This is a genomic window from Ereboglobus sp. PH5-10, from assembly GCF_029504735.1.
GTDB lineage: Bacteria > Verrucomicrobiota > Verrucomicrobiia > Opitutales > Opitutaceae > Ereboglobus.
On record NZ_JAQFIP010000005.1, the window covers coordinates 192,085 to 216,238 of the forward strand.

A 24,154-nucleotide genomic window follows, 5' to 3' on the forward strand; every position below is an offset into this window, starting at 1 on the left:
GTTGGCACCCGCACCCGCCCCGCTACGTTTGGCGGCTTTCTCATTCCGCACTCCGCATTCCGAACTCCGCATTCACACGATGTCTCCCGCCGCTGAAATCGCACGCCGACGCACCTTTGCCATCATCTCGCATCCCGACGCGGGCAAAACCACGCTCACCGAAAAATTCCTCCTCTACGGAAACGCCATCCACCTCGCCGGCACCGTCACCGCGCGCAAAAACCAGCGCGCCACCACCTCCGACTGGATGGCGCTCGAAAAACAGCGCGGCATTTCCGTCTCCTCGACCGTCCTCCAATTCGACTACAACGGCTGCGCCGTCAACCTCCTCGACACCCCCGGACACAAGGACTTTTCCGAGGACACCTACCGCGTGCTCACCGCCGTTGACGCCGCGCTCATGGTCATCGACGCGGGCAAGGGCGTTGAGCCGCAAACCCGCAAGCTCTTCGAGGTGTGCCGCCGCCGAGGCATCCCCATCTTCACCTTCATGAACAAGTGCGACCGGCCCACGCTCGACCCGCTCGCGCTCATCGACGAACTCGAAAGCGTGCTCGGCATCGCCGCCTCGCCCGTCGTCTGGCCGCTCGGCAACGGCCCCTCGTTTCGCGGCGTGTTCGACCGCACCGAACGCGCCGTTCACCTCTTCGAGCGCGTGCCCAACGGCGCCTACGAGGCGCCCGTCAACATCACCGGCCTCGACGACCCCGCCGTGCGCGGCAAGCTCGACGACCACACCTTCAACGAGTCCACCGAGCAACTCGCCATGCTCGACGGCGCCGGGCATCCGTTCGACCTCGCCGCCATCCACGCCGGACAGCAAACGCCCGTCTATTTCGGCAGCGCGATCAACAACTTCGGCATCCAGCTCCTCCTCGACGGCTTCCTCAAGCACTCCGTGCCGCCCGCCCCGCGCCGCTCCGTCTCGGTCACCGTGCCCGGCGCGCCCGCGCCCACCGAGGCGCGCGAAGTCCCCGTCGATTACGAAAAGTTCTCCGGCTTCATTTTCAAAATCCAGGCCAACATGGACCCGAAGCACCGCGACCGCATCGCATTCCTGCGCGTGTGCTCGGGCCGGTTCACGCGCGACATGGTCGTCGCGCACCAGCGCACCGGCAAACAAGTGCGCCTCTCCTCCTCGCACAAACTCTTCGGCCAGGAACGCGAAACCGTTGACGAAGCCTGGCCCGGCGACGTGATCGGCCTCGTCGGCCACGACGCCTTCGGCATCGGCGACACGCTCACCGAGGACCGCGCCATCGCCTACGACGAAATCCCGCGCTTCCCGCCCGAAGTGTTCGCCTACCTCTCGAACCCGACCAGCTCCGACGCGAAAAAATACCGCGCCGGCCTTGAGCAACTCCTGCAGGAAGGCGTCGTGCAATCCTTCACCCCGCGCAACGCCCCGCCCGGCGCGACGCTCCTCGCCGCCGTCGGCCCGCTGCAATTTGAAGTCGTGCAATGGCGCCTGAAAAGCGAATACAACGCCGAGTCGCGCCTGGAGCCGACCAACTGGACGCTGCTCAAATGGCTGGAGCCGCACCCCTCGCTCGCAAACCCGTCCGCGCTCGTCGTGGCGAGCGGTGTGAGTTTCGGCGCCGACAAATTCGACAACCCCGTCATGCTCTTCCCGAACGACTGGACGATGCGCTACTTCATGGAAAAAAATCCCGACCTAAAACTGCACGACATGCCGATAGAGCAGGTAAACGCGAAATAGAGCATTTTTATAAATAGTGCGGCCATTTGCTTGAAACGCCGTTCCGCGCGCAAGGAGATTACGCCAACCGCCGCGTTTGTCTTTCGCAATTCTCTGCGCGCGCCGGACGCGCCCCTGCTTCGCTTTATTTGAGCCGGAGCGCCTGGCCCACGGCGCAGAGGTAAGCCTCGTCGGCGGCTTCCGCGGTGAGTTGGCCAAGCGTGCCGATAAGGTCGCGAAAGCGGCGCATGATCGGCTGCGCGGGCACGGGCGCCCAACCGATTTCATTGCTCACGATGACAACCGGATACGCGGCCTCGCGAAAGTGCGAGAGCAGCTTCTCCCAGTCGGCGATAATCTCGCCATCCTCGCGATCCAACCGGTCCGAAACCCAAAGCGTCAGGCAATCGAGCACAACACCCGCTGGCGGCGGCGCGAGCGCATCTAGGGCGGCGGCGATGTCTTGCGGCGCTTCCAGCACGCGCCACGCGGGGCGGTCATCACGATGACGCCGGATGCGCTCGGCCATTTCGGAATCGAGCGGCGCGCCGTCAGCCCCGCGCACCGGCGGGCGACAGGTGGCGACGAAAACGGTCCCCATCCCCCATCCGGTTGCGAGCGCAACCGCTCGACGACTTTTGCCGCTGCGAACGGGGCCTGTGAAAAATGTTATTTTAGCCATGAGGTTTGATGATTTTTTTGAACCGCGAATGGACGCGAATAGACGCGAAAAAAATCGCCGCAACCGAAGCATTCGCGTTCACTGGCGTCCATTCGCGGTTCATATTTATTTGAAAGAGCATCGGAATTCAGAGGGAAAACGGGGGCGGCGGGAAAACGCGCGCCGCGATTACCAGCGCGACTGTGAACGCGAGCACGACATGGCTAAGGCGAATGGCGTGTGTGATTTCATCGGCGCGGATGGCGCGGGGATTCTCGCCGATGAAAGGTTTTTCGATGCGCTCGCCGTCGTAGTCGTGCGGGCCGCCGAAGCGCGCATCGAGCGCGCCCGCGAGCGCGGCCTCGGGATAACCGGAGTTGGGGCTGGCGTGCGCGCGTCCGTAGCGGACGATGAAACGAAAAGCGCGCGCGCTGCGAGAGGCGGCGGCGAGCAGGAGCGCGGTGAGCCGCGCCGGAAAGTAGTTGGCGGCGTCATCAAGGCGCGCGGCGGCTTTGCCGAAAAATTCATAACGCCCGTCGCGGTGGCCGATCATCGAGTCGAGCGTGTTGACCATTTTGCACGCCATCATCGCGGGCACGCCGCCGAGCGCATACCAGAAGAGCGGCGCGACCACGCCGTCGGAGAGATTCTCGGAAAGCGTCTCGAGCGTTGCCGTGCGGATTTGTTGCGCGTCGAGGCGCGCGGTGTCGCGCCCGACGATGCGCGAGAGCTGGCGGCGCGCGGCGGCGAGGCGCCCGGCATCGTTGTCGCGCGAGCCGTCGCCGAGCGCGCGAAACACCGCGCGGCATTCCGCGACGAGCGTCCGGTGCGAGAGCGCCGTGAAAACACCAAGCGTCGCAATCGTCACTGCGACGGCGCCATGCCAGCGCGCGGCGAGCGCGAGAATCGCGGCCCACGCGAGCCAAGTCGCGGAAACAAGCGCGAGAGCGAGCGTCGCGCCCTTGAGAAAACGCGCGCGGTGCGAGCCGCGATTGAGGCGGCGCTCGCCCGCCGCGATGGCGCGCCCGTATCCAACAATTGGATGCGGAAGCCAGCGCGGATCGCCGAGCGCGAGGTCAAGCGCGACACCGGCGACAAGCGGAAAAAGGATGATTTGAAGCGACGGGTTGATAATGAAAAAAAGGGGCTGGCGGTTGGGGGGCACGGCGGGTTGCCACCGTTTTGTCCGGCGGGGTTCAGCCCGCCGGATGTTGAAGGATTTTATAAATGCGGAGTGCGGATTTCGGAATGCGGAATGAACGGACGCAAACGGCGGACTGTCACGGCCGCCATGCGCGCAACGCCTCGGCGAGCCGGTGGTTTTGCCACGGCGTGCGCGTTGCGATGCGGATGTGTTGCGGCGTGAGTCCGCGGAAGTTCGAGGCGTCGCGGATGAGTATGCCGTGGCCCTTGACGAGGTGTTGCTTGAGCGCCTTGGCGTTGCCCTTGGCGAGCTCGACCAGGAAAAAATTGGTGGCGGTGGGCTTTGGCGCGCAGCAGGGGATTTCCGAGATGGATTTGGAGAGGGCGCGGGTGTTTGCGAGGAGGTCGTCGAGCGGCAGGGCGAACTCGTGCGCGCGCGCCGCGTAGTAGGCGCCGGCCTCGAGCGCGAGCGCGTTGACCGACCACGGTTGCATGCCGCCGGCGATTCGTGAAATCAATTTGGGCGACGACAAAATCGCGCCGAGTCGCAAGCCGGGAATGCCGAGGATTTTTGTGAACGAATGGAGGAGGATCAGGTTTTCGCGACCGGCGATGTCGGAGGCGCGGAGTTGCGGCGCGGCGCAAAACCCGGCGTAGGATTGGTCGATGACAAAAACGGTTTCGGGGCGCGCGTCGATGAGCGCGAGGAGTTGTTCGCGAGGGAGGATTTCCCCGGAGGGATTGTTGGGTTCGCAGAGCCAGACAAGATCGGCCGCGAAGGAGCCGTCCCCGGTTTGCCGGAGCTCCGCGCGCGGCGCGAAATCGAGCGCGTGCTCATGGATGCGCGCGGCGTCCTCGTATTCGGAAAACGTCGGCGTGACGATGAGCGAGCGTTTGCGGCGAAACGTCTGCGCGACGAGGTAAATGCCCGCGGTGGCCCCGGCGGTGACGAGCAGTTGTCCGGGCGCGATGCGGTTGATCGCGGCGAGTTTGGCGGCGAGCTCGCGCGCGCCGGCGTCGGGATAATGCGCGACCGCGTCGATGCGCGTGCGCAGGTGGCCGAGAAGCCCGGCGGGCGGGCCGTCGGGGCGGATGTTGGAACTGAAGTCGTCGCCGATGGGGCGCGACTGGAAACGGGCGTCGTCGCCGTGTCCGTATAGCATGATTTGGATGTCTCTCTTGTTAATGGTAAGAGCAGACGGGCCTCCATCACGCGGGTTTTCGTTTGGGAATGAAAACCGCCCGATTCGATGCGTCACACTGCTCCCACGCTTCATTTTTGCGATGAAGTTTTTCGTGCATGGCGCGCGCAAAAGTTTCGCGCCACACGCGTGAGCGTCCCGGGTCGGATATTCGGACTCCGCATGTGTCGCGGCGCGCAAAAAAGAGCGAGCCGCCGCCTGGCCTTCTCCTTCGCCGGCGAGTGGACGCCGACTGGATTTTTCGCGCGGCCGTTGGAATGGACGCGCGAACCGAAGGTTTGGACTGATGCGTTACCGCAGCGCAACTGTAGCCGGTTTTCACGGCTTTTCCCGTTGCCTGGGACTATGCTGCAAAGAACGCCGGAACTGTGAGTCGCCGAAACGCGAAAGGGCAACGATTATTTGAAATTTATCGGGAGCCCATGGCTGCGCGCAAAAACGCGCCGGGCGCAAACGCATCCGCCGACCGGGCTCACTTAATTATTTTGCGGAAAATTCCGAGCACAACGAGCAAGATGATCGCGCCAACCATGGCGTAAATGACAAGATCGACGAGCGGGGAAACGATATTTTGAATTTTGAGAACGCTGGCAAAAAGCCATGTGCCGATGAACGCGCCGGCTACGCCGACAATGATATTGCCGATAATGCCAAACCCGAAACCGCGAATGATAACGCCCGCAAGCCATCCGACAAACGCGCCGACCATGATGAAGATGATGAGAGAGGTGGTGTCCATGAGTTTGCCAGTAAACAGGGATGCGCCATGAAATCAAGCGGCACGATGTCCTATTGCGCGCCTATTGGCGGAGCCTCCCCCCTCCGGGAATCAAGGTCGGATGGGCGCTCGAAAACCTTTTTCGCCACCCTAAAATTTCAAAACCGGAAACTTTCTGCTTCCGTTTTGCGAATCAACCCGTAGCGTCGCGTGTTTCGTCATAAAGTCACGGAGAGGTGGCAGAGTGGTCGAATGCGCCTGACTCGAAATCAGGTGAGCCGGCAACGGTTCCGGGGGTTCGAATCCCTCCCTCTCCGCCAGTTCACCCCGGCTGTCTTTCATGGCGCCGCATCGTCCGATCCGGCTTGAAAACAATTCCGGCGACCCGCGCAAACGGACAATTGTCTTTTTTTTAAACACAGATGACCGGGTTTGACATGAGGGACGTGTCATTGATCATGCGGCGAACCTTTTTGTTACAGTGAAAAGCAAACACACCGAACCCAAAACCGTCACCCGCCCCATTCGCTCCACGACAGAATTTGCCCGCCATGTCGGGCTTGCGCGCACCACCGTCTCCCGCGTGCTTAACGGACAGCCCGGACTCAAAAAAAAGACGATTGACCGCGTGAACCGGGCGATCGAGGAAACCGGTTTTGTGCCCAACGCCTACGCGCTGCATCTGAAGGGCAAGCGCACGCAAACCGTCGGCGTGTGCGTGCAAAATCTTTCGTTCCCAATTCTCGTGAACAAGCTCGCCTCGTTGCAGGCCAAGCTCCGCGACAGGGAAATCACCACATTCATCGAGGTGGTCGATGGCGACAGCTGCGAGGGCGCGGTGCGCAATTTTCTTTCGCTGAGAGTGGAGGCGATGGTGTTTCTGGGCTATTTCGACGAGAAAAAAATCGAGCGCCAGCTCCAGGGACTCGCGAACAATGGCACGCCGAGCCTGGTGATCGACCATTTTGGCATCAAGGGCGCCAACACGGTGACGCTTGACCGCGCGCGCGGCATGGTGGCGATCACGGAGCACCTGCTCGATCTCGGGCACCGGCGTTTCGGGCTGCTCGGCTACTCGGAAAGTTTCCGCAGCACGCACGAGCGCACACGGGGCATCCGCGAGGCGCTTGAGGAGCGCGGGCTCGACTTCGACAAATGCACGGAAAACATCGACGACCAGATTGTCCGCACGAGCGATTTTGAATTCGGACGCGCGCTGGTGCGCGCATTTATCGAGCGAGGCCGGCCGCCAACCGCGTTCATCGCGCTCAACGACGTCCTGGCCGCCGGCGCGATCCACGGAGTGAGGGACATGGGCTTTCGAGTGCCCGAGGATTTTTCGGTGAGCGGCTTCAACAACCAGGATATTTGCTCGATGGTCGTGCCCAACATCACGAGCGTCGACCAGCGCGTGGACAAGACGGTCCAGGTCGCGGTTGATTTTGTGATCGCCCAGATGGGAAAACCGCTGCGCGCAAAACCCGTCGTAAAAATGATCGACCCATTGCTCATTGTGCGCGGATCAACCGGTCCCGCGCGGAGCCGGTGACCCTGCGCATAAAAAACGGCCCGCTGTCTTAAAGCGGGCCGCGTGCGAAGTGGTTGACGGGATTGAGCGCGGGCAATTTGCCCCAAATCACCCGGCGACAAAAGGCGCTCACTCGGCCAGGACGAGCACCAGCAGGCGGGCTGACTGGAGGCGGCTGCCGGATTTGGAAAAGGTCCAGTCGGGGTTTTTATTGCCGCCGCCGGGCTGGTTGCCGATGCCGATGTCGCAGTTCTTGCCCTCGCTCCACTTGTTGTAGGCGATGATGGTTTGTTTTTCGGCGGTGTTGTGGATTTGCATGGAGCCGTAGCCGGGCGAGCGTCCGGTGCTCATGGCGTCGCCGAAATCATAGAGCTGGTCGCTGGCGCCGGAAACCTTGGCGGCGTTGGCGCCGGAGTAGTTGCAGTCCCAGAACTCGATGTTGCCGCGGGCGAAGCTGCCGGTTTTCACGCCGCGGACGTTGGAGCGCACGACGAGGTTGGTGACGTTTTGCTGGAAGCGCGCGCCGGAGTTTTTGGTGGGCACGCCGAGTTTTTTCGCGTCCTGCGAAAAGGCGTCGAGGGAGACGAAGGCGTGGGTGTTTCTGTCGTTCTGGTCGGTGAGGGAAAGGAAGTAGGCGACGCGCTTGATTTTTTTGCCGGCAAACTTGGGCGCGTTGTTGACGTTGTAGGCGACCTCGTGGCCCTTGGAGGCGAGGGGGTTGAGGTCGTAGAGGACTTGGAAGCCCTTGGCGTCGTCGCCGAGTTTGGCGATTTCGGCGGGCGGGGGGATTTCGCCATGGGTGAACGCGCCGACTTGGAGGCCGGTGGCGGCGTCGCGGAGGTTGGGCTCGGCGGTGCCGGACCAGGCGTAGCGAACGGCGGCGGGCTGCGTGACGCCCTCGGCGCGAACGGTGACGGTGTTGCCCTTGATCGTGGCGTCGGCCTTGCGCCAGCCGGAGGCGTCGGCGATTTCAAACCAGTCGGGCGCGGCGTTGTCGCGCGTGGAGAGTTTGTCGGTGTTGCCAAAGGTGATGACGGCGGAGTCGCGCTCGAAGCGGATTTCCGACGGCGACGGCGAGTCGCATTTCACCTGGGTGATGCCGTAGGTTTTGTTGAGGGCGAGGCGCGCCGACAGTGAGTTTGTTTATCGGGTGGATGTCCTGAATGTTGCCAATGTCGTTGATGATGGCGATGCCGGAGTGTTTGTCGTCGCGGGCGAAGCGCTCTTGGGCGGCCCAGATTTTGGGCAGGGTGACGGTGTCGTTGTATTTGTAGGGAGCGAGCTGGACAATGTGCAGGGGCAGCCTGGGGTTTTCAAACTCCGCGCGCCAGGAGGCGATGAGGGCGTTGAGTTTGTCGTAGTAGAGGGCGCCGTCGGCGCGGTTGGCCTCGCCCTGATACCAGATGGCGCCCTGGATGGCGAAGGGGACGAAGGGCGCGATCATGGCGTTGTAGAGGACGGTGGGGTTTTGATGGCGGCTGGCCATGTCGGCGCTCAAGGGGCGAAGCGCCTTGGGAAACTCGGGCGGCGGCGCGACGACTTTGCCGGCGGCGGTGGCGGCGCGGGCGGCGGAGAGCCAGGCTTCCTGCGCGTCGAGGGCTTGCGCGGTGAGGGTCTTGTTGGCCTCGGTGCCGGGCTGGACGGATTGCACGCGGGTGTTTATTTCGGCGAGCGCGGGGATGGCGGCGAAACCGGCGGGGCTGGTCCACGGCTCAATGCGCGTGCCGCCCCAACTGGCGTTGATGAGGCCGACGGGGATGTTGTTCTTGAAGGCGTTCAGGAGGGCGCGTCCGAAGTAGTAGCCGACGGCGGAAAACTTCGGCGTGGTTTCGGGCGCGGCGGCGGCCCAGGCCCAGGCGTTTTCGAGGGGCACGTCGTCGCGCGGCGTGTCGCTCCAGGTTTTCTTGACGTGGAAGAGGCGGAGGTTGGGGTGGTTGGATTCGGCGATGGCTGCGTCGCCGTTTTCCGATTTTTGAAGCGTCCATTCCATGTTGGACTGGCCGGAGCAGAGCCACACGACGCCGATGAGCACGTTGTTAAAACGCAGGGTGCTTTTGCCGGCGATGGTGAGTTCGCGGGGCGTGGGTTTCGGGTCGGCATGAAGCGGGTCGAGATTCACGCGCCACTTGCCGCCGGCATCGGCGACGGCGGTCTTGGTCTGGCCGGCGAAGGTGACGGTGACTTTTTCACCGGGCGCGGCGCGGCCCCAAACGGGAACGGGACGGCCAAGCTGGATCACCATGTTGTCGCCAAAAATGGCGGGAACCTTGACGTCGGCGTTGAGCGCGATGCCGGCGACGGCAAACACGAGCGCCAGGAGGAGGGTTCGAAGATTGCGGAATGAGCGGGTGTGTGTTTTGAACTCCATGGGATTGTGATTTGTGGTTTTGGGTTACGGAATGCGCAGTTCAGCCGTTTGCCCGGCGGATTGCGAGATTGTCTTTCGACGGCGGGTGAGATTGCCCTAACGACCGAGCTCCGGCTCCGTCGCACTCATGCGCACTTCCCCGTCGGCAAATTCCGCGACCATTGGCCGGCCGGCCTTCACTTCCGCGCGGCGCGCGAGCGGCCGCCCCTCATCATCGCGCATGATAACAAAACCGCGATTCAACACCGATCCGGGACTCGCCGCCTGCAAACGCTTCCAAAGGCCGAGCAATTGTTGCGACGCCATCTGCACACGCGTCTCCGGCGAGCGCGCCGCAAAGGTCGATCGCGCGGCGGTGAGTTGCTGCCGCTTCAACAATGTCGCGTGTTGAAACGCGGACGCAAGCCGTCCGGCCATGTCATCGAGCCGCAAATGCCCCTGCTCGATCCGGGCCGACGGCGAGAGCAGCCGCAAGTGCGCGCGAAGACTGTCGAGTTGGTCGCGCGCGCGTTCGATGCGCTCGCCCAACAATTTTCCGAGCGCTTCTGCCGCGCGCGTCATGCGTTCCGCGCAATGCACAAACTGGCTCGAAATCAGTTCCGCCGCGCCGCTCGGTGTTTCCGCGCGCAAATCCGCCGCGAAATCGCACAGTGTAAAATCAATCTCGTGCCCCACCGCCGAAATGACGGGCACCCGGCACGCCGCGACCGCGCGGACAAGCGTTTCCTCGTTGAACGCCCACAAATCCTCCAGGCTCCCGCCGCCGCGGCCAATCACGAGCAGGTCGAAAATTCCCAGTGTTTCGGCGGCGCGCAGCATCACGGCCATTTCCTCCGCAGCGCCCTCGCCCTGCACTTTGGCCGGCAGCACGACGAGCCGTCCGCGCCAGCCGCGCCGCTTGAGTATCCGGATGAAATCCTGCACCGCCGCGCCCGTTGGCGAAGTCACAAAACCAAGCGTCGCCGGCATCGGCGGGATGGAGGTTTTGCGCGCATTGTCGAAAAGTCCCTCGTCGGCGAGCCGCCGCTTGAGCGCCTCGAACTCCCGCTGCAACCGCCCCACCCCGTCCTCGACCACAGCGCGCACGATAATCTGATACTGCCCGCGCGCCTCGTAAACGCTCACCTGCCCGAACACGAGCACCTGCAATCCATCGCGCAAGGCGACGGACTGGCGCGCCGCGTCACCGCGGAAAAGCACCGCGGCAACCTGCGCCCCCGCGTCTTTCAGGACGAAATACACATGGCCGCTTGCCTGCGCGCGCAAATTGGAAATCTCCCCGCGCACCCAGCACGGGCGGATTGATTGCGCGAGCGCGTCCTTCACGCGGCGCGTGAACTCCGTCACACTGAACGCGCGCTGGGTTTCGTCCGCGGACGGATTGCCGTGCTCGATGGCGCGCCGTCCGAACAAGCCCCCGTCACCCTCGTCACTCATGACTGCCGCCTTCCCCGGCACCAGCGGACTTGTCGCTTTTCATCGCCGTTTTTTTTGTGATTCGCCTGCGCACGACACGGGTGGCGACGATCAGCAGGGCAATAAAAACCACAGCAACAAAAATCCCCTTGAAGGAACCGCTCTCCTTGAAGGTGTCGAAATTCTTCCCGAGAAAAATCATGGCGAAGGCCCACCCGTATTGTCCTAGAAACGAGACGACCATGTAGGGCAAAAAGCGCACCTTCGCGAGCCCCAGAATGTAGGATTGTATGACATACGGCGGCCCCGGAACAACACGCAGAAACAAGCATGCCGTGATGTGCTCGTCACTCGGAATCACGGGCAGTTTGTAGCCGAGTTTTTTGATCAGCCGCTCAATCACGGGACGCATCGCATACCGGGCCAGCCAGTAGGAAATCGCATTGGCGCACATCAGGCTCAGCGCGGCAAAAAGACTCGTCCAGAAAATGCCCAGCTTGGGAACGAAAACCAGGCCGGCGGTAATGTTAAAAAGCGATATGGGCATGCCAATCGCGGGGCCAATTCCATACGCGGCAAAAAACCAACCGCTGCCGGCGGCGCCAATCGTCTCCACAAAATCAGCAAGGAATGCGCCCGTTTGCTGCATCAGCACCTTCACCTGCGGCCAGAACCCGACGGCCAATGCGCCACCGCCCAGGGCGCACGCAACAAACGCAATGATGAGTTCGCGTTTATAACGCTTGTGCAAGGGCCGCGGCTGGGAATCGGTATTGTCGGACATCAGTTGAAAATTCGCAAAAGTCTTGGTGAAAAAGCCAAGCAACCACCCCGGCCATCCCGTGGCAAGTGGGTTTATGAAAAGGGCTGAAAGGCTGAAGGACTGAAGGACTGAAAATGAGGAAGCCGGAGAGTCAGAAACTAGGGAACCGAATTTCAGAATCCCGCCTTTTTGGCCAGCTCGGGCAAATCCGCACACACTTCGATCGCGCCCGCCTCGCGCAACGCCTCCGCCGTGTGCGTGCCGGTTGTCACGCAATAGCACGGGAAACCGCCGTTCACCCCCGTCTGCGCGTCGTAAATCGAATCGCCGACCAGGCACACGCCCGGCACGCCGCCGGCATTTCCCACGCGCGCGGCGGCATCGGATTTTCCGAGCGCGTTGAGCGCGTGCGCGGTGAACTCGTTTTGCGGCTTGAGCCATGGGGTGTCCGCCGCGCCGAAAATCCCCTTGAGCAAATGCGCCACGCCCAGGTGCTCGCACACCTTGCGCGACGACGGGCCGTGCTTGTTGGTCAGCACCGCGCAACAAACGCCGGCGCGGTTCAACGTCTCAAGCAATTCGCGCGCGCCCGCCAGCAAACGCACGCCGTCGAGCATGTTTTCGTCCCAAAATTCCTTGTAAACCGGCAGCGCCTGCGAAACCAAATCCGGCCTGTCGTGCGCAAAAATTCGCGTCACCGCCACATCCACACCCGCCCCCACCGCGCGATGCACCTCGTCCATCGACGGCTCGCTCAAGCCAAAATGCTTCCGCGTATGACAATGCGCGCGGTGGATCGCCTCAAAATGATCCAGCAGCGTGCCGTCCAAATCGAAAAAAATTGTGTGAAAACGCATCATGTCGCCGGACAGCATTATGAATCGCATCACCCGAGAACAGATGAAAGTGCGCCTTTTTTCACCAGCCGGGCCGTCCCTCCCGCCGGACAAGGCTCCGGCGGAATCGCGAAGGCGTCCCCCTATCTCCGTTTTGCGCCCGGCCTTTTCCACGCGGGGCCCTGTTTGCGGGCGTCGAAAAAATACGACCGCTGTTTCAATTTTTCCTCCGGCGCGCGCGCCACGTAGGCGGGCTTGCCGGTGTGGGGATCGAAGCCGCTGTAATAAATCGCCGAGTCGAGCGTCATCGGTGTCGGCGTGAAATCCTGCACCTGCTCCAGGCGGAAACCGAGCCGCTTCAAATCGCCTTGCAGCGCGCGCATGTCGCCCTCCTCGCAATACGGCAGGCTCGAAATAAAATACGGCACCAATTGCTCGCGCAATCCCTCGCGCTCGTTGAGCTCGTCGAACGCCTCCTTGAAAACCTCGAACAACTTGAACGATGGTTTTCGAATGTGGTCGAGCACCCGCGGCGCGCTGTGCTCCGGCGCGACTTTCAGGCGTCCCGACACATGATGCCGCACCAGTTGCCCGAAATACTCCCCGCCGTCCTTCGAGCGGAATCCGTTTTCATCGAGAAAAATATCGTAGCGAATCCCGCTGCCCACAAACGCGCGCTTCACCTTCGGATGCTCGAGCACCTTGCGATAGAGCGCGGTCAGGCGCGACAAATCCGTGTTCAAATTGCGGCACACGCGCGGATGCAAGCACGACGCGCGACGGCATTGCTCGCAAATTGACCCATCCTTCCCGCGCAATCCATACATGTTTGCCGACGGTCCGCCGAGATCGCTGATGTTGCCCGCGAAATCGGGCATCCGCGCGACCTTTTCCACCTCGCGCAAAATCGACGCCTCCGTGCGCTCCGAAATAAATTTTCCCTGATGCGCCGAAATCGTGCAAAAACTGCATCCGCCAAAACACCCGCGGTGCATCGTGATCGAATGCCTGATCATCTCGTAGGCGGGAATGCGCTTTCCGCGATAACGCGGATGCGGCAGCCGCGTGTAAGGCAGGTCGAACGACGCGTCCGTCTCCGCCGTCGTCAGGCACGGCCAGGGCGGATTCGCCACGATCGCGCGCTCATCGCCGCCCCCCATCGGCTCGACAATCGTCGCCGCGCGCACGCGATTCGACTCCTCCTCGATCACACGGAAATTCTCCGCGAACTTGCGCCGGTCCGCCACGCATTCCGCAAACGAATGGAGCGCGCGGACCCCTGTGGCGCCGGGCTCCCGCCCGCAATTCTCACCGCGCTCCACCCGCGCCGTCTGCCGGACATCCCGCAACTCCCCCGCCCTCTCGCCCCGCGCGAGCCGCTCCGCGATTTCCACAATCGGCTTCTCTCCCAGCCCATACACGAGCAAATCCGCGCCGCTTTCCATCAGCACGCCCGGCTTCAGCGCATCCGACCAATAATCATAATGCGCAAACCGTCGCAGCGACGCCTCGATTCCGCCGAGCACCACGGGCACATCCGGCCAGAGTTGTTTTAAAATTTTTGAATAAACCGTGACCGCGTAATCGGGCCGCTGCCCCGCGCGCCCGTCCGCCGTGTAGGCGTCGTCGCTGCGCAGACGCTTGTTCGCCGTGTAGTGGTTGACCATGCTGTCCATGCAACCGCCCGACACGCCGAAAAACAAGCGGGGGCGCCCCAGCTTTTTGAAATCGCGCAAATCGTCGCGCCAGTTTGGCTGCGGCACGATCGCCACGCGATACCCGCGCGCCTCCAAAACCCGCCCGATCACCGCCGCGCCAAACGACGGATGATCCACATAGGCATCACCGCTGAACACAATAACATCCGCGCAATCCCATCCGCGCGCCTCCATTTCCTTCCGCGAAGTCGGCAGCCACACGTCGGGTTTGAACTGCGATTGCAGATTGGGAACCCGTCGCGGTTGCTGCTGCGAATGTTGAGTGTGCGAAGTCATTGATGTTTGTCAGCCGCGACAAGGCGGGCATGCGGCCAATCAAACGCAAAATGCGGCGCCTTGAGAAGCATTTATGGATCGCGCAAATGCAGGGCGAAGGGGGGCCGGCGGCGGCGCGAAAAACTTTAATATTTTGGCCGGGCAAAATCCGTCTGATGCGCTGTTGGGGGTGCTCCTCTTTTTGCGCCGGCCCGATGTGCGCGAGATCGCCCGTCACATCGGCAGCGTGAGGGAGCAGGTATACATGCGGCCGAGCGGGGAGCCGGTGCGGTAGCCGGAGACGGTGTCGGCGTAGAGCGGCTCGACGTCGAAGCAGTTCGCTATGCCCACGCCAATGCGGAGGCGTCGGCCAAATTTTCCGATGATCGGTTTTTGGAACTGATAGCTCAGGTCGAAGTTCATCGTCGTGTAACTGGGGTTGCCCGGGTCGTCGATGGGCGCGTTCATGCGCGGGCCGGTGTGGTTCACACGAATAACCGTGTTCCAGCCTTTGTGGTTCCACGAGGCCTGGCCCTGAAATGTCCATTCGGGCGGGTTGTTGCCGCTGGTGCTCCGGTAGGTGTAGTCAACGCCGGGGAACACTTGGTAGTCCGAGTCGATCACGTGCGTGGCGTAGGCGCGCAGCATGATGCGTCCGTATTGCTGCCTGGGCAGGCGGTATTCGAGCGAGAAGCGCAGGTCGCGAACCTCGGCCTCGCCGGTGTTGCCGGGCGTGGTGTCGATCCGGGTGATGCGGCCGGGGTGGCCATTCGCGATGTCCGCCGGCGTGGGGTCGTCGCGGATGACGCGGCCGGGGAACGAGCTTTCGTTGTTGATGATTTCCTGCGCGCTGAAACTGCTTTGGTAGATGCGGTGGCGCTGGCGGATGTTGTGCGTGGCGGAAAAGCGCAGGCCTTTCAGGAAGGTCGGCTCAAGGGTGAATCCGAGGGTTTGCGTTTCGCTTTTCGAGGTCACGGCGGAGATGGAGCCGCGCGTGAAAACGGTGACGTCGGTGACGGTTTCGTCGTCGCGGGCGCGGTCGATGAAGGTCTCGGTGACGAGCGACTCGGAGCCGGCGAAGGTCGAGGTGGCGGGTTTGTTTTCGTAAACCGAGTAGCGGGCGCGGAGGAGCAGCGAGCGCGCCGGCGACCAGACGAGGCCGCCGGCGTAGCTGCGGCGGCGGTTGCCCTGGCTTTGCATGTTTTGCCAGTAGGAGGCGCTGGTTTCGAGGCGGCGCAGGAGGGGCGCGGAGTTTGTCCTTCCGAAAAAGGGCACGTTGAGCGAGGCGGAGCCGGCGCCGGAGTCGTTGGTTTTTTCCGTCCTGGCGGGGTTGCCGGAGGTCGCGTTTGTGTTTTCGCGGTCGCGGTCCTGGTGGTGATAGGCGGCGGCGAGCGCGAGGCGGAGCGGGCCGCCGGGGAGGATGGCGAGCGGGCCGTTGGCGGCGGCGTTGTAGCGGACGTTGGTGATGTCGTCCAGGCGCGTGCGATAGACGGTGAGGCCGGGATAAAGGTGCGCGTTGACGGGGCCGAGGGAGGGATCGCCGAAGGGGTTGAAGCGCAGGGCGGGATCGTCGGACGCGAGCGAGGCGGTGAACGCGTCCTTGTCGAGGTCGGTGGCGATGGTGCGCGAGCGGTAGCGTTGATAACCGATGCTGCTGCTCCAGTTCCACGCGGTGCTGTGCCGGCCGGGAGCCGGCGGGGTGATGTCGCCGATTTTGCCGCTCATCTTGAGTCCGAATTGCGCGTTGCGGGTGCGCGCGGTTTGGCGCGTGGGGCCGAACTCCGTGTGGACGAGGCCGACATAGACGTCCTGCCCGAAGGGGTTGTGGGCGGCGGGCACGAGCGTCTTGGAGGACGCGGCGGTGACGGGCGGCGCGCCGATGCGCTCGACCTTGGTCTCGGTGTAGTTTCCGCTGAGGCTGATGCGGAAGCGGTCGCCGCGCTTGTAGGTGACGGAGCCGTTCAGGTTGTGGCGCCGCGTGGGCGCGATGAGCATGCGATACTCGGATGTGTTGAAGCGGCGTTGTCCGTAGGCGGTGGCGGAGAGGTCGATGTCGCCGGCCAGAAAATCGGAGGCGGTGAGGGAGAGGCCGTTTTGGTTTTCAGGCACGAGCGCGGAGGCGACGGGGTTGCCGCCGGAATCGACGATGCCGGCGAGGTTGCCGCTGGCGGCCTGCACGACGGCGGGGGTGCCCCAGGCGAGGCGCATGTCGGTGCCGTCGCGATAGGTGTGGTCCTGGTTGCGCGAGAGTTCGCGGCTGGAGGCGAGCAGTTCGTTGGTCTTCCAATAGACGCCACTGATGAAATAGCTCCAGCGGCGCTTGGTGACGTTCATGGAGAATTTTGTGTATTGGTGAAATCCGCCGCCTGCCGCCGCGACGCGGATGCGTTCGCCGATGTCGCCGCCGACGTAGTCTTTTTTGAGGATGATGTTGATGACCTTGCCTTGCGCGTAGGCGCCGATCTCGGGGATGGAGCCGTAGAGGCTGACTTGCACGCGCTCGATCATGTCGAGCGGAATGGTTTCGGGGTCGATGTGCGCGGGCTGGCCGTCGATGAGGATGAGCACTTCGTCGCCGTCCTCGGCGGGCGGCAGGTCCTCAAGAAAGTCCTCCATGCTGAACGCGCCGGAATCGCTGATTTGCGCGGAGTCGTAGGTTTGGACGGGTTGCGGGCCCTCGGTGACGACGCCGCCCTCGCGCGAGGCTTTCACGGTGTAGGTGTCGAGCACGATGGTGTTTTCCGCGGCGGCGGCGGGAGTCGAGGAGGAGGTGGAGGAGGAGTTGTCACCCGAGCCTTTTTTCCCCTGGTTGGAGGTTTCCGTGGCGGCAGCGAGCGTGACGGGGACGGTCTTGCCGTTGGTCTCGGCGGGGGTCTCGGTGGACGTGCCCGCTTTTTGTCCGAAGCCGTGGGAGGCGCCGCCCAAAAAAAGCACCAGCAACAAGATTTTGCCTGAACGGTGGAATTGCGAAAAGGGGGAGCGGCGGGCTTTGTCGGGAAATAAGAACACGGACACGATTTTTGAGAGTGAAAAGAGGGCGGGCTTTGGATTTTTGCGAGACGGTGATACCGGGCAAAAGTTGCGGGCATTTTTAGTCAGGCAAAAACCCGACAAAAATGCCCGCCTAAAGTTTCCTTTTTCGGTTATTGTTTTTCGGCGCTTTCCTCCTCGTAGGCGTCGCGTTTCGTGTTCCACAGGCAGAGGAAGGCGATGAGGCCGATGACGCCCGCGCCGCACAGCACGCCGATGGCGGGCGCCCAGCCGTAGTTTTGCGCCACCAGGCCGAGTCCCCAGCCGGAGAGCACCGTGCTGGCGTAGGAGAACAGCGAGGTGAAGCCGATCGCCGTCGCCGCGCCGCGACGCGTGACGATGTTGGCCGTGATCACGCCGGTGAGCGCCTGCGGGCCGTAGATGAAAAATCCCGCGGCCATGAGCACCGGAACCAGCGCCAGGGTCGGCAGCGGCACCAGCCAGAAAATGACCAGGATGACCGTCACGAACGCCATGCAGAGCACGCACACGCGTGCGGCGCGTCCCTTGAAGAAGCGGTCGGTCGCCCAGCCCGCGACGAGCATGCCGGCGATGGCGGCGATCTCGAAGCCGGCGACCATCCACGTGGATTTTGTGATCGAGATGTGCTTCCACTCGCCGAGCATGGTCGGGCCCCAGTCGAGGATGGCGTAGCGGATGGTGTAGATGAAAAAGTTGGCGAAGCCGCAGAGCCAGACGATCGGGTTGAGGAAGACTTTTTTGCGGAGGAATTTTTTGAACTCGGCGCGGTCGGCCTCGGTGTCCGTTGTTTCGGATTTCTTTTCGGTGCCCGGCAATTCCGGCAGTCCGACGGACGAGGGCGTGTCGCGCAGCGTGAGCCAGAGCAAGCCCGCGCCGACGATGGTGATCATGGAGGGAACCCAGAAGCACCAGCGCCAGCCGAGCATCACGAGGTAGCCGCAGAGCACGACGACGAAGCCGGCGCCGATGGAGTGCGAGGCGTTCCAGATGGACATCTTGAACGCGAGCTCGGAGGGCGGCACCCAGTGGGTGATGAGCCGCGCGCAGGGAGGAAATCCGGTGCCCTGGAAAAAGCCGTTGAGCATCCAGATCACGCCGAGCGTGACGACGAGTATGGCGGTGAATTTCTCGCCCGTGTTCGAGCCGGCGAAGAACGCGGCGATTGTCGGGCCGGAGGCGAAGGCGAGGCCGCACAACGAAACGGCGAGCAACCCGAAGACCATGAAGGCGCGCGCGTTCACGCGGTCGCCGATGATGCCGTTGACGAATTTAGACACGCCGTAGATGAGGCCGTGCGCGGTGAGGAAGATGCCGAGCTGGGCCTTCGTAATGCCGAACTCCGCCTGCAGGCCGGGCATGGCCACGCTGAGGTTTTTTCGGATGAAATAAAACAGCGAGTAGCCGACCATCGTCGCGATGATGGTGCGCCATTGCCAGTAGTGAAAGCTCTTGGTGGTTTTTTGTTTTTCCATGTTGTTTCGTGTGTGTGTTTCCGTGTGAAAGTGTTGTTTGGGAGTTAGCTCGATTTAGGATTTTTTTGATTTTTATTAACCACGGATTACACGGATTTACACGGATGCGGACTCCGTCGCTTTTGTATTTATCCGTGTAAATCCGTGTAATCCGTGGTCATGTATTATTCAGAAATAAGTCATCGGGATGTTTAGAGTCCGTTGACGCGCCACAGGCCGCCTGTTTGTCCGCAATACACCAGCAGCGTGTCGCCGTGGAAGGCGGCGTCCTCCGGCTCGACATGGATGTCGTCGCTGAGGTCGATGGTTTTCTCGATTTGTTTTGTCCGCAGGTTGACGACCATCACGGCGCGGTCGCGCGTGTCTTTTTTCTTTCCGTGGGGCTTGTGGCGGCCGAGCGGCAGGTAGAGGCGCTCGCCGCGAATCGTGCCGCCCTGGTGCAGGTTGCGGAAGCGGATGGTGAACTGCTCGATGATGTCCTTCTTTGCAAAAATGACGTTGCCCTCGCCCAGCGCGGGCAGGCGGAGTTTTGTGACAAGGGCCTCCTTCATGCCGCCCGCATCCGAGACGAGCGTGATGGCGTAGAGGAATTTTTTCTCGCGATCCACGATCCAGTCGTAGGGCAGTTCCTCGGGGCCGCCGGATTTAAGCTCCAGCGTTTGCAGCAATTTCGAGCCGGCCTCGTTGATGCTTTCCACAAGGCAGCGGCGTTTTCCAAAACACTCGGAGATATAAATCGCCGGGTAGGTGTCGTTGTCAGCGGGATACTCCACGCCGAAATCGGCGCAGTTGGCATGGTTCTCCGGCGCGGCGCCGGCGAGTTTGAACGCGTTGAGGAGCGCGCCCGTCTTGAGGTTATACACGCGGCAGCCTCCCGTGTTGTTGAACAGGAAGGCGGTGTCCTTGTGAATGGTCATGCCTTGCGCGGACTCCCCCTTGTATTGGCCCGGGAAGGGATGCTCGAGCGTGGCGCCCGCGCAAAATGCGGTGGAGGCGGCGGCTAAAAACGCGGCTGCCGCAAACGCGCGCCGGACGCCGGCAATGACGGTGTTTTTCATGAGGGTTGTTTTTTGTGATTTTGATGGGGCGGCTTTGGTAGGGCGAACCCTCCGGGTGAGCCGTTCGCAATTCCGGCTCACCCGGAGGGTTCGCCCTACCTTAATCAGAATCCCGTGATGTGCCACAGGCCGCCGGACTGGCCGCAATACATCAGCAGTTTGTCGCCGTGGAACGCGATGTCCTCCGGCTCGACGGCGAGCTGGTTGAGCTCAAGCGTTTTTTCGATTTGTTTCGTCTTCAGGTTCACGACGAGCAGGCCGCGATCCTTCCGGTCTTTCTTGGGGTCGGAGGGTTTCGGATGGCCGACGGGCATGTAGAGATAATCGCCGCGGATGGTGCCGCCCTGGCTCAACTGGGAGAACTTGATGGTGAACTGCTCGATAACGTCGGCCTTGGTGAAGTTGACATCACCGGCGCTCAACGCGGGCAGGCGGTATTTTGAGAGGCGATACTCCCTCATGCCTTTGTCGTCCGCGACGATGGCGATTGAATACAGGAATTTTTTCTCGCGATCCACATACCAGTCAAACGGACGGTCGTCCTTGCCGCCGGTTTTTACCGCCAGGGTTTGTATCAACTTCGCGCCGGACGCGTTGATGCTCTCCACGAAGCAGCGCCTTTTTCCGTAGCACTCGGAAACGTAGATCGCCGGATAGGAGTGGTTGCCCGCGGGATACTCCACGCCAAAGTCGGCGCAGTTGGAATGGTTTTCCGGCGCGAGCGTGTCGAGTTCGAACGAGGTGATGAACTCGCCGGTCTTGAGATTATACATGCGGCAGATGCCCGTGTTGTTGAACAGGAACGCGGTGTCCTTGTGGATGGCCATGCCTTGCGCGGCCTCGCGTTTGTAGGTGCCGACAAAGGGATATTCGAGCGTGGCGTTTCCGCAAAAAGCGGTCGCGGCGGCGAGGAACAAGGTGCCCGCGAGCAGGCGACGGATTGAGGTGACGAGGTTTGTTTTCATGATGTGTTTGTTGTTTTTGGGTTAATAATCTTCTCAAAATAAAAGGGCCGTTGAATGAAGCCCAACGGGCTTCCGTCCCATGGCCCAGGGTTGCGAGCGCAGTGAGCTACCCTGGGAATGATAAACACAATAAACAACCCCAACGGGGTTGTGGCCTGTTTGTCCGCCGTGCGTTTTCAGAGGACGCAACCCTTTCAGGGTTGTGCGTTCCCTTTCATCGCACCCGAGGTAGGCGCTCGCAACTCGCGCCAACCCCGGGCTATGGGACGCATCCCCGTTGGGGATGGGCGGGCGACCTTTTCGTGTTTTCATGCCAGTATTATTTTTCACTCCTTAATAATGTGCGAATGTGTGATTAATTTTCCCGAAACGCGGCGCGGCGCGGGTCAGATTTCCCAGCGCCCGCCCTTTCCGAAAAGGCCGTCGATGCAGGCGTCGAACAGCCCGGTGTAGTGGGCGAGGTCGAGCACGGTGACGCGGTTGCGCAACATCGGGGCGACGGTCAGCGCGCGGCGTAATTGCGCGCGGCTCGCGCCGACATCCTCCGGCTCCGCGGGCGCGCCCGCAAGCCGCAGCAGACGCTGCGCCTCGGCAACGGGAAGCAGTTGTTTTTCCAGGCGCGGCTTGAGCGCGGCCCAGTTTTGCTTCACCAGGGCGAGCTTGGCGGCGAGCTGCTCCTTGTTGATGTATTTCGCACGGCTCTCGGAAAGCACGCGATCTCGAAACACCGTGCCGCCAAACTCGGCCATCGCGTCCGACTCCACCTTGGCGAGCTCCGGCCACGCTGCGCAACAGCGCTCGATGTCGAGCGCGGCGAGATCGTGCTTAAAGAGCTGCTCGTAAAACGCGAGGATGGCGACGGTGCCGACGGCGACTTGAAAACCGTGCGACACGCCGTGGCCGCGATAACGGTGCCCCTCCATGTCCCAGAGGTGGCTGATGTAATGCTCCGCGCCGGACGCGGGACGGCTGATGCGCGAGTATTGCATGGCGAAGCCGGCGAGCATCAAGCCCTCGACGAGTTTTCCGAGAGCGACGGCATCGCCCGAGCGCACGCCGGCGGGATCGCCGAGCGCGTCGGCGAGGCCGCCCTGCACGATGTCCCACGCGCGCGGAATGATCGGCTCCACGGCGAGCATGTCGGCCACGAGCCAGTCGCCGCCGGCGGTGACTTTTGAAAACAAATCGGCGTATCCGGCGGCGGTCATGTCAGCCGGCGCGCGCGCAAAAATGTCGAGGTCGGCAAGCACGGCGCGCGGCGCGGGGCAGTTGAAGGTTTGCTTCGCGCCGTCGGCGGTGATGGACGCGCCGAACGAGGTGTAGCCGTCCATCGAGGCGGCGGTGCCGACGATCATGTAGGGCCGCTCCACGAGGTGCGCGGCGAGTTTGCAAAGGTCGTTCACGGTGCCGGAGCCGACGGCGACGGGAATCGCGTCGGTGGCGCGCAGGCGCTCCGCGAGCGCCTCGACGTGGCGGTATTCGGCGTGCATTTCCGGTTCGGAAAACACAAACGCCTCGTCCTGCGGCACGCCGCCCTGGCGCAAAAACTCCGCCACATCGCGCCCGGCGATGCCGAACGTGGTGGTGTCGGCGACAATGAGCGCGCGCTTGTCGCCGAACTGTTCCTTGAACAGCGGCGCGGCCTCGCGCAGAACACCGCGCCCGACCAAGAGCGCCTTGGTGTCGGTTGCGGCCTTTAGTGCATTTTCAACATTGGGTGTCATGGGAAAGTAATAAATTAATGCTCTTTAAATAAAAGAGCCGTGGAATGAAGCCCAACGGGCTTCCGTCCTTTAGCCCGGGGTTGCGAGCGTGGCGAGCTACCCCGGGAATAATGAATATAACAACCAACCCCAACGGGGTTGCGGCCTGTTTGTTTTGTTTGCGAGTCTTGCGCCATCAGAGGACACAACCCCTTCAGGGTTGTGTTTTCTTTTTTACCATACCCGGGGTAGGCGCTCGCAGATCGCGCCAACCCCGGGCTAAAGGACTCATCCCCTTTGGGGATGCGCGCGCGCTCGTTTTGAAATTTCATGCCGGTGCGGTGTTTGTTTCTCAGCGCGATTTGTAGGGACCGTAAACGGCCTTCACGCGGCCGCTCTCGTTGGTCTCGTCGAGAACATACACGTTATACTCGGCCCCGCCCGGCTTGACGCGGATGACGACATGGCCGGGAGGCGGCACTTTCGGGTCAAGCCGCTTGGACAGTTGCATGGCCTCCGGCTGGTTGGTGATAAAAATGTCGCGCGCGCCGGGCCAGATCGCCTTGGACTGCATACGGCGATAGGTGCCGAGCGCCACATGCGAGGTGAACCAAGTGGCCACGACAATCACCCTCGGACGCAGCGAGCCGAGGAAAAACGCGCTGTTCGCATCGTAGTAGGCGTGATGGTTGGCCTTCATCACATCGACGGGGCCGGTGACGAGCGCGACGGGCCGCTCGATGTCCTTCCAGCGGTCGGCTTCCGAGGCGGTGTCCGTTCCGTTCACGCTGAGGTCGCCGCCGGAAAAATAGTCGAACGCGCCGTAGGACAAACGAAAGGCGATGCTGCACGCGTTCTCGATAATCGCGCCCGGCGGCACGTCCTTCGGATCGGGGAAATGGTTTTGCGTGTCCGAGCCGAAACCCGTCCAGACAACGCCGTTGGCGGCGAGGTTGCGTATCTCGAAGTTCGGATACTTCGCGGGGTTGTTGCGCATCACGAGCTGGTCGTTCACGCCGGCGTTGAACCGCTCGGCCTTCACGCCTTTGTTCGCAATTTGCCAGTCCAGAAATTTCCGGTAGTTGGCGACCACGGCGCCTTTTTGCGGCGCGGGAAAGTCGTAATCGGGCCAGCCGCGGTCGAGTATTTTTTCAAACGAAACATGCTCGGCAAGCTCGGTGAGGCCGATGCGCTTGTAGGCGCCGGAGGCGGCAAGCGGCGTGTGTTTTTTGGGGCTTCCGATGTGGTCGCCGTGCAGGTGCGAAACCAGCACGTAATTGAGCGCGTCGCCCGGCGCATTCTTCGTCGCGCGCTTGACGTAGCGCGCGATCCACTCGCCCGCCTGGCGCGTGCCGTCGGGCAGTGTGGCGAGGCGGTTGGCGTCCGGGTTGCCATGGTCGCCGGCGTCCACGAGCAGCGTCGTGCCGTCGGGCATGATGATGAGTGACGACTCGCCGGCGCCGATGTTGATGTAGTGGATGTCGAGATGGCCCTCGCTCCACAAGGGCAGTTGGTCGCCAACCTTGGCGTCCGCCGCGCGGGCGGCGGGGATGATGGCGGCGGAAAAAACGAGGAGCGCGACGATGCTGCGGGTAAATGTTTTCATGATCTTTTTTGGGTATGAAATTTTATTTTTT

At 62.2% G+C, this 24,154-nt stretch carries 18 protein-coding genes and 1 tRNA gene; 3 read left to right on the forward strand and 16 right to left on the reverse strand.

The window, feature by feature from the left end:
- The first annotated feature begins 79 nt into the window (after window positions 1-79).
- A complete protein-coding gene (locus M2447_RS06245) occupies window positions 80-1,720 on the forward strand; it encodes a peptide chain release factor 3 (protein ID WP_277557858.1) in 1,641 nt (546 codons plus the stop codon).
- Between the two features lie 124 nt (window positions 1,721-1,844).
- On the opposite strand, the gene M2447_RS06250 is transcribed toward M2447_RS06245, so the two are convergent.
- The 4 genes from M2447_RS06250 to M2447_RS06265 all read right to left on the reverse strand — a co-directional run bounded on the left by M2447_RS06250 (window position 1,845) and on the right by M2447_RS06265 (window position 5,444).
- The gene (locus M2447_RS06250; protein WP_277508895.1) at window positions 1,845-2,381 is read right to left on the reverse strand and encodes a bifunctional adenosylcobinamide kinase/adenosylcobinamide-phosphate guanylyltransferase; all 537 of its coding nucleotides are present in this window, start codon (window positions 2,379-2,381) and stop codon (window positions 1,845-1,847) included.
- Window positions 2,382-2,508: 127 nt separating this feature from the next.
- The gene (cbiB, locus tag M2447_RS06255; RefSeq protein ID WP_277557859.1) at window positions 2,509-3,525 is read right to left on the reverse strand and encodes an adenosylcobinamide-phosphate synthase CbiB; all 1,017 of its coding nucleotides are present in this window, start codon (window positions 3,523-3,525) and stop codon (window positions 2,509-2,511) included.
- A gap of 115 nt (window positions 3,526-3,640) precedes the next feature.
- Window positions 3,641-4,666 (reverse strand): aminotransferase class I/II-fold pyridoxal phosphate-dependent enzyme, encoded by a 1,026-nt coding sequence (locus tag M2447_RS06260; RefSeq protein WP_277508896.1) that lies wholly within the window; start codon window positions 4,664-4,666, stop codon window positions 3,641-3,643.
- A gap of 511 nt (window positions 4,667-5,177) precedes the next feature.
- Entirely contained in the window at window positions 5,178-5,444 is a 267-nt protein-coding gene (locus tag M2447_RS06265) for a GlsB/YeaQ/YmgE family stress response membrane protein (protein WP_277508897.1), read from the reverse strand.
- A 209-nt stretch (window positions 5,445-5,653) separates the two neighbouring features.
- On the opposite strand from M2447_RS06265, the gene M2447_RS06270 reads away from it, so the two are divergent.
- Together M2447_RS06270 and M2447_RS06275 are read left to right on the forward strand one after the other, a co-directional pair.
- Window positions 5,654-5,743: transfer RNA gene (locus tag M2447_RS06270), tRNA-Ser, on the forward strand.
- A 161-nt stretch (window positions 5,744-5,904) separates the two neighbouring features.
- A complete protein-coding gene (locus M2447_RS06275) occupies window positions 5,905-6,972 on the forward strand; it encodes a LacI family DNA-binding transcriptional regulator (RefSeq protein ID WP_277557860.1) in 1,068 nt (355 codons plus the stop codon).
- Between the two features lie 108 nt (window positions 6,973-7,080).
- Here the strand turns inward: M2447_RS06275 and M2447_RS06280 are convergent, their stop codons facing one another.
- The 12 genes from M2447_RS06280 to M2447_RS06335 all read right to left on the reverse strand — a co-directional run bounded on the left by M2447_RS06280 (window position 7,081) and on the right by M2447_RS06335 (window position 24,123).
- Window positions 7,081-8,040: a hypothetical protein gene (locus tag M2447_RS06280; protein WP_277557861.1), complete on the reverse strand. Its 960-nt coding sequence runs from the start codon at window positions 8,038-8,040 to the stop codon at window positions 7,081-7,083.
- Window positions 7,922-9,319: a sialate O-acetylesterase gene (locus M2447_RS06285; protein ID WP_277557862.1), complete on the reverse strand. Its 1,398-nt coding sequence runs from the start codon at window positions 9,317-9,319 to the stop codon at window positions 7,922-7,924. Before M2447_RS06285 ends, M2447_RS06280 begins: the two co-directional genes overlap by 119 nt.
- 96 nt (window positions 9,320-9,415) lie before the next feature.
- Window positions 9,416-10,756, reverse strand: a complete 1,341-nt coding sequence (xseA, locus tag M2447_RS06290; protein ID WP_277557863.1) for an exodeoxyribonuclease VII large subunit — start codon at window positions 10,754-10,756, stop codon at window positions 9,416-9,418.
- Window positions 10,749-11,561: a VTT domain-containing protein gene (locus tag M2447_RS06295; protein ID WP_277557864.1), complete on the reverse strand. Its 813-nt coding sequence runs from the start codon at window positions 11,559-11,561 to the stop codon at window positions 10,749-10,751. The genes xseA and M2447_RS06295 overlap by 8 nt, the downstream gene beginning before the upstream one ends.
- A 110-nt stretch (window positions 11,562-11,671) precedes the next feature.
- A complete protein-coding gene (locus M2447_RS06300) occupies window positions 11,672-12,385 on the reverse strand; it encodes an HAD family hydrolase (protein ID WP_277557865.1) in 714 nt (237 codons plus the stop codon).
- Window positions 12,386-12,477: 92 nt separating this feature from the next.
- Window positions 12,478-14,226 carry a YgiQ family radical SAM protein gene (locus M2447_RS06305; protein ID WP_343215379.1) on the reverse strand — a complete coding sequence of 583 codons (1,749 nt, stop codon included), beginning with the start codon at window positions 14,224-14,226 and terminating at the stop codon, window positions 12,478-12,480.
- Between the two features lie 315 nt (window positions 14,227-14,541).
- The gene (locus M2447_RS06310; RefSeq protein WP_277557867.1) at window positions 14,542-17,322 is read right to left on the reverse strand and encodes a TonB-dependent receptor; all 2,781 of its coding nucleotides are present in this window, start codon (window positions 17,320-17,322) and stop codon (window positions 14,542-14,544) included.
- A 128-nt stretch (window positions 17,323-17,450) separates the two neighbouring features.
- Window positions 17,451-18,791 (reverse strand): MFS transporter, encoded by a 1,341-nt coding sequence (locus M2447_RS06315; protein ID WP_277508907.1) that lies wholly within the window; start codon window positions 18,789-18,791, stop codon window positions 17,451-17,453.
- Window positions 18,792-18,982: 191 nt separating this feature from the next.
- The gene (locus M2447_RS06320) at window positions 18,983-19,849 is read right to left on the reverse strand and encodes a hypothetical protein (protein WP_277557868.1); all 867 of its coding nucleotides are present in this window, start codon (window positions 19,847-19,849) and stop codon (window positions 18,983-18,985) included.
- A 104-nt stretch (window positions 19,850-19,953) separates the two neighbouring features.
- A complete protein-coding gene (locus tag M2447_RS06325; protein ID WP_277557869.1) occupies window positions 19,954-20,814 on the reverse strand; it encodes a hypothetical protein in 861 nt (286 codons plus the stop codon).
- Window positions 20,815-21,200: 386 nt separating this feature from the next.
- A complete protein-coding gene (locus M2447_RS06330) occupies window positions 21,201-22,538 on the reverse strand; it encodes a sn-glycerol-1-phosphate dehydrogenase (RefSeq protein WP_277557870.1) in 1,338 nt (445 codons plus the stop codon).
- A gap of 331 nt (window positions 22,539-22,869) precedes the next feature.
- Window positions 22,870-24,123 (reverse strand): MBL fold metallo-hydrolase, encoded by a 1,254-nt coding sequence (locus M2447_RS06335; RefSeq protein WP_277508913.1) that lies wholly within the window; start codon window positions 24,121-24,123, stop codon window positions 22,870-22,872.
- Window positions 24,124-24,154 lie beyond the last annotated feature (31 nt).

Bases quoted from the DNA above. Each gene is read 5' to 3' on its own strand.
- M2447_RS06245 (WP_277557858.1), top strand. From the start codon at position 80: ATGTCTCCCGCCGCTGAAATCGCACGCCGACGCACCTTTGCCATCATC.
- M2447_RS06250 (WP_277508895.1), bottom strand. From the start codon at position 2,381: ATGGCTAAAATAACATTTTTCACAGGCCCCGTTCGCAGCGGCAAAAGT.
- M2447_RS06260 (WP_277508896.1), bottom strand. From the start codon at position 4,666: ATGCTATACGGACACGGCGACGACGCCCGTTTCCAGTCGCGCCCCATC.
- M2447_RS06265 (WP_277508897.1), bottom strand. From the start codon at position 5,444: ATGGACACCACCTCTCTCATCATCTTCATCATGGTCGGCGCGTTTGTC.
- M2447_RS06285 (WP_277557862.1), bottom strand. From the start codon at position 9,319: ATGGAGTTCAAAACACACACCCGCTCATTCCGCAATCTTCGAACCCTC.
- xseA (WP_277557863.1), bottom strand. From the start codon at position 10,756: ATGAGTGACGAGGGTGACGGGGGCTTGTTCGGACGGCGCGCCATCGAG.
- M2447_RS06300 (WP_277557865.1), bottom strand. From the start codon at position 12,385: ATGCGATTCATAATGCTGTCCGGCGACATGATGCGTTTTCACACAATT.
- M2447_RS06305 (WP_343215379.1), bottom strand. From the start codon at position 14,226: ATGGAGGCGCGCGGATGGGATTGCGCGGATGTTATTGTGTTCAGCGGT.
- M2447_RS06315 (WP_277508907.1), bottom strand. From the start codon at position 18,791: ATGGAAAAACAAAAAACCACCAAGAGCTTTCACTACTGGCAATGGCGC.
- M2447_RS06320 (WP_277557868.1), bottom strand. From the start codon at position 19,849: ATGAAAAACACCGTCATTGCCGGCGTCCGGCGCGCGTTTGCGGCAGCC.
- M2447_RS06325 (WP_277557869.1), bottom strand. From the start codon at position 20,814: ATGAAAACAAACCTCGTCACCTCAATCCGTCGCCTGCTCGCGGGCACC.
- M2447_RS06330 (WP_277557870.1), bottom strand. From the start codon at position 22,538: ATGACACCCAATGTTGAAAATGCACTAAAGGCCGCAACCGACACCAAG.
- M2447_RS06335 (WP_277508913.1), bottom strand. From the start codon at position 24,123: ATGAAAACATTTACCCGCAGCATCGTCGCGCTCCTCGTTTTTTCCGCC.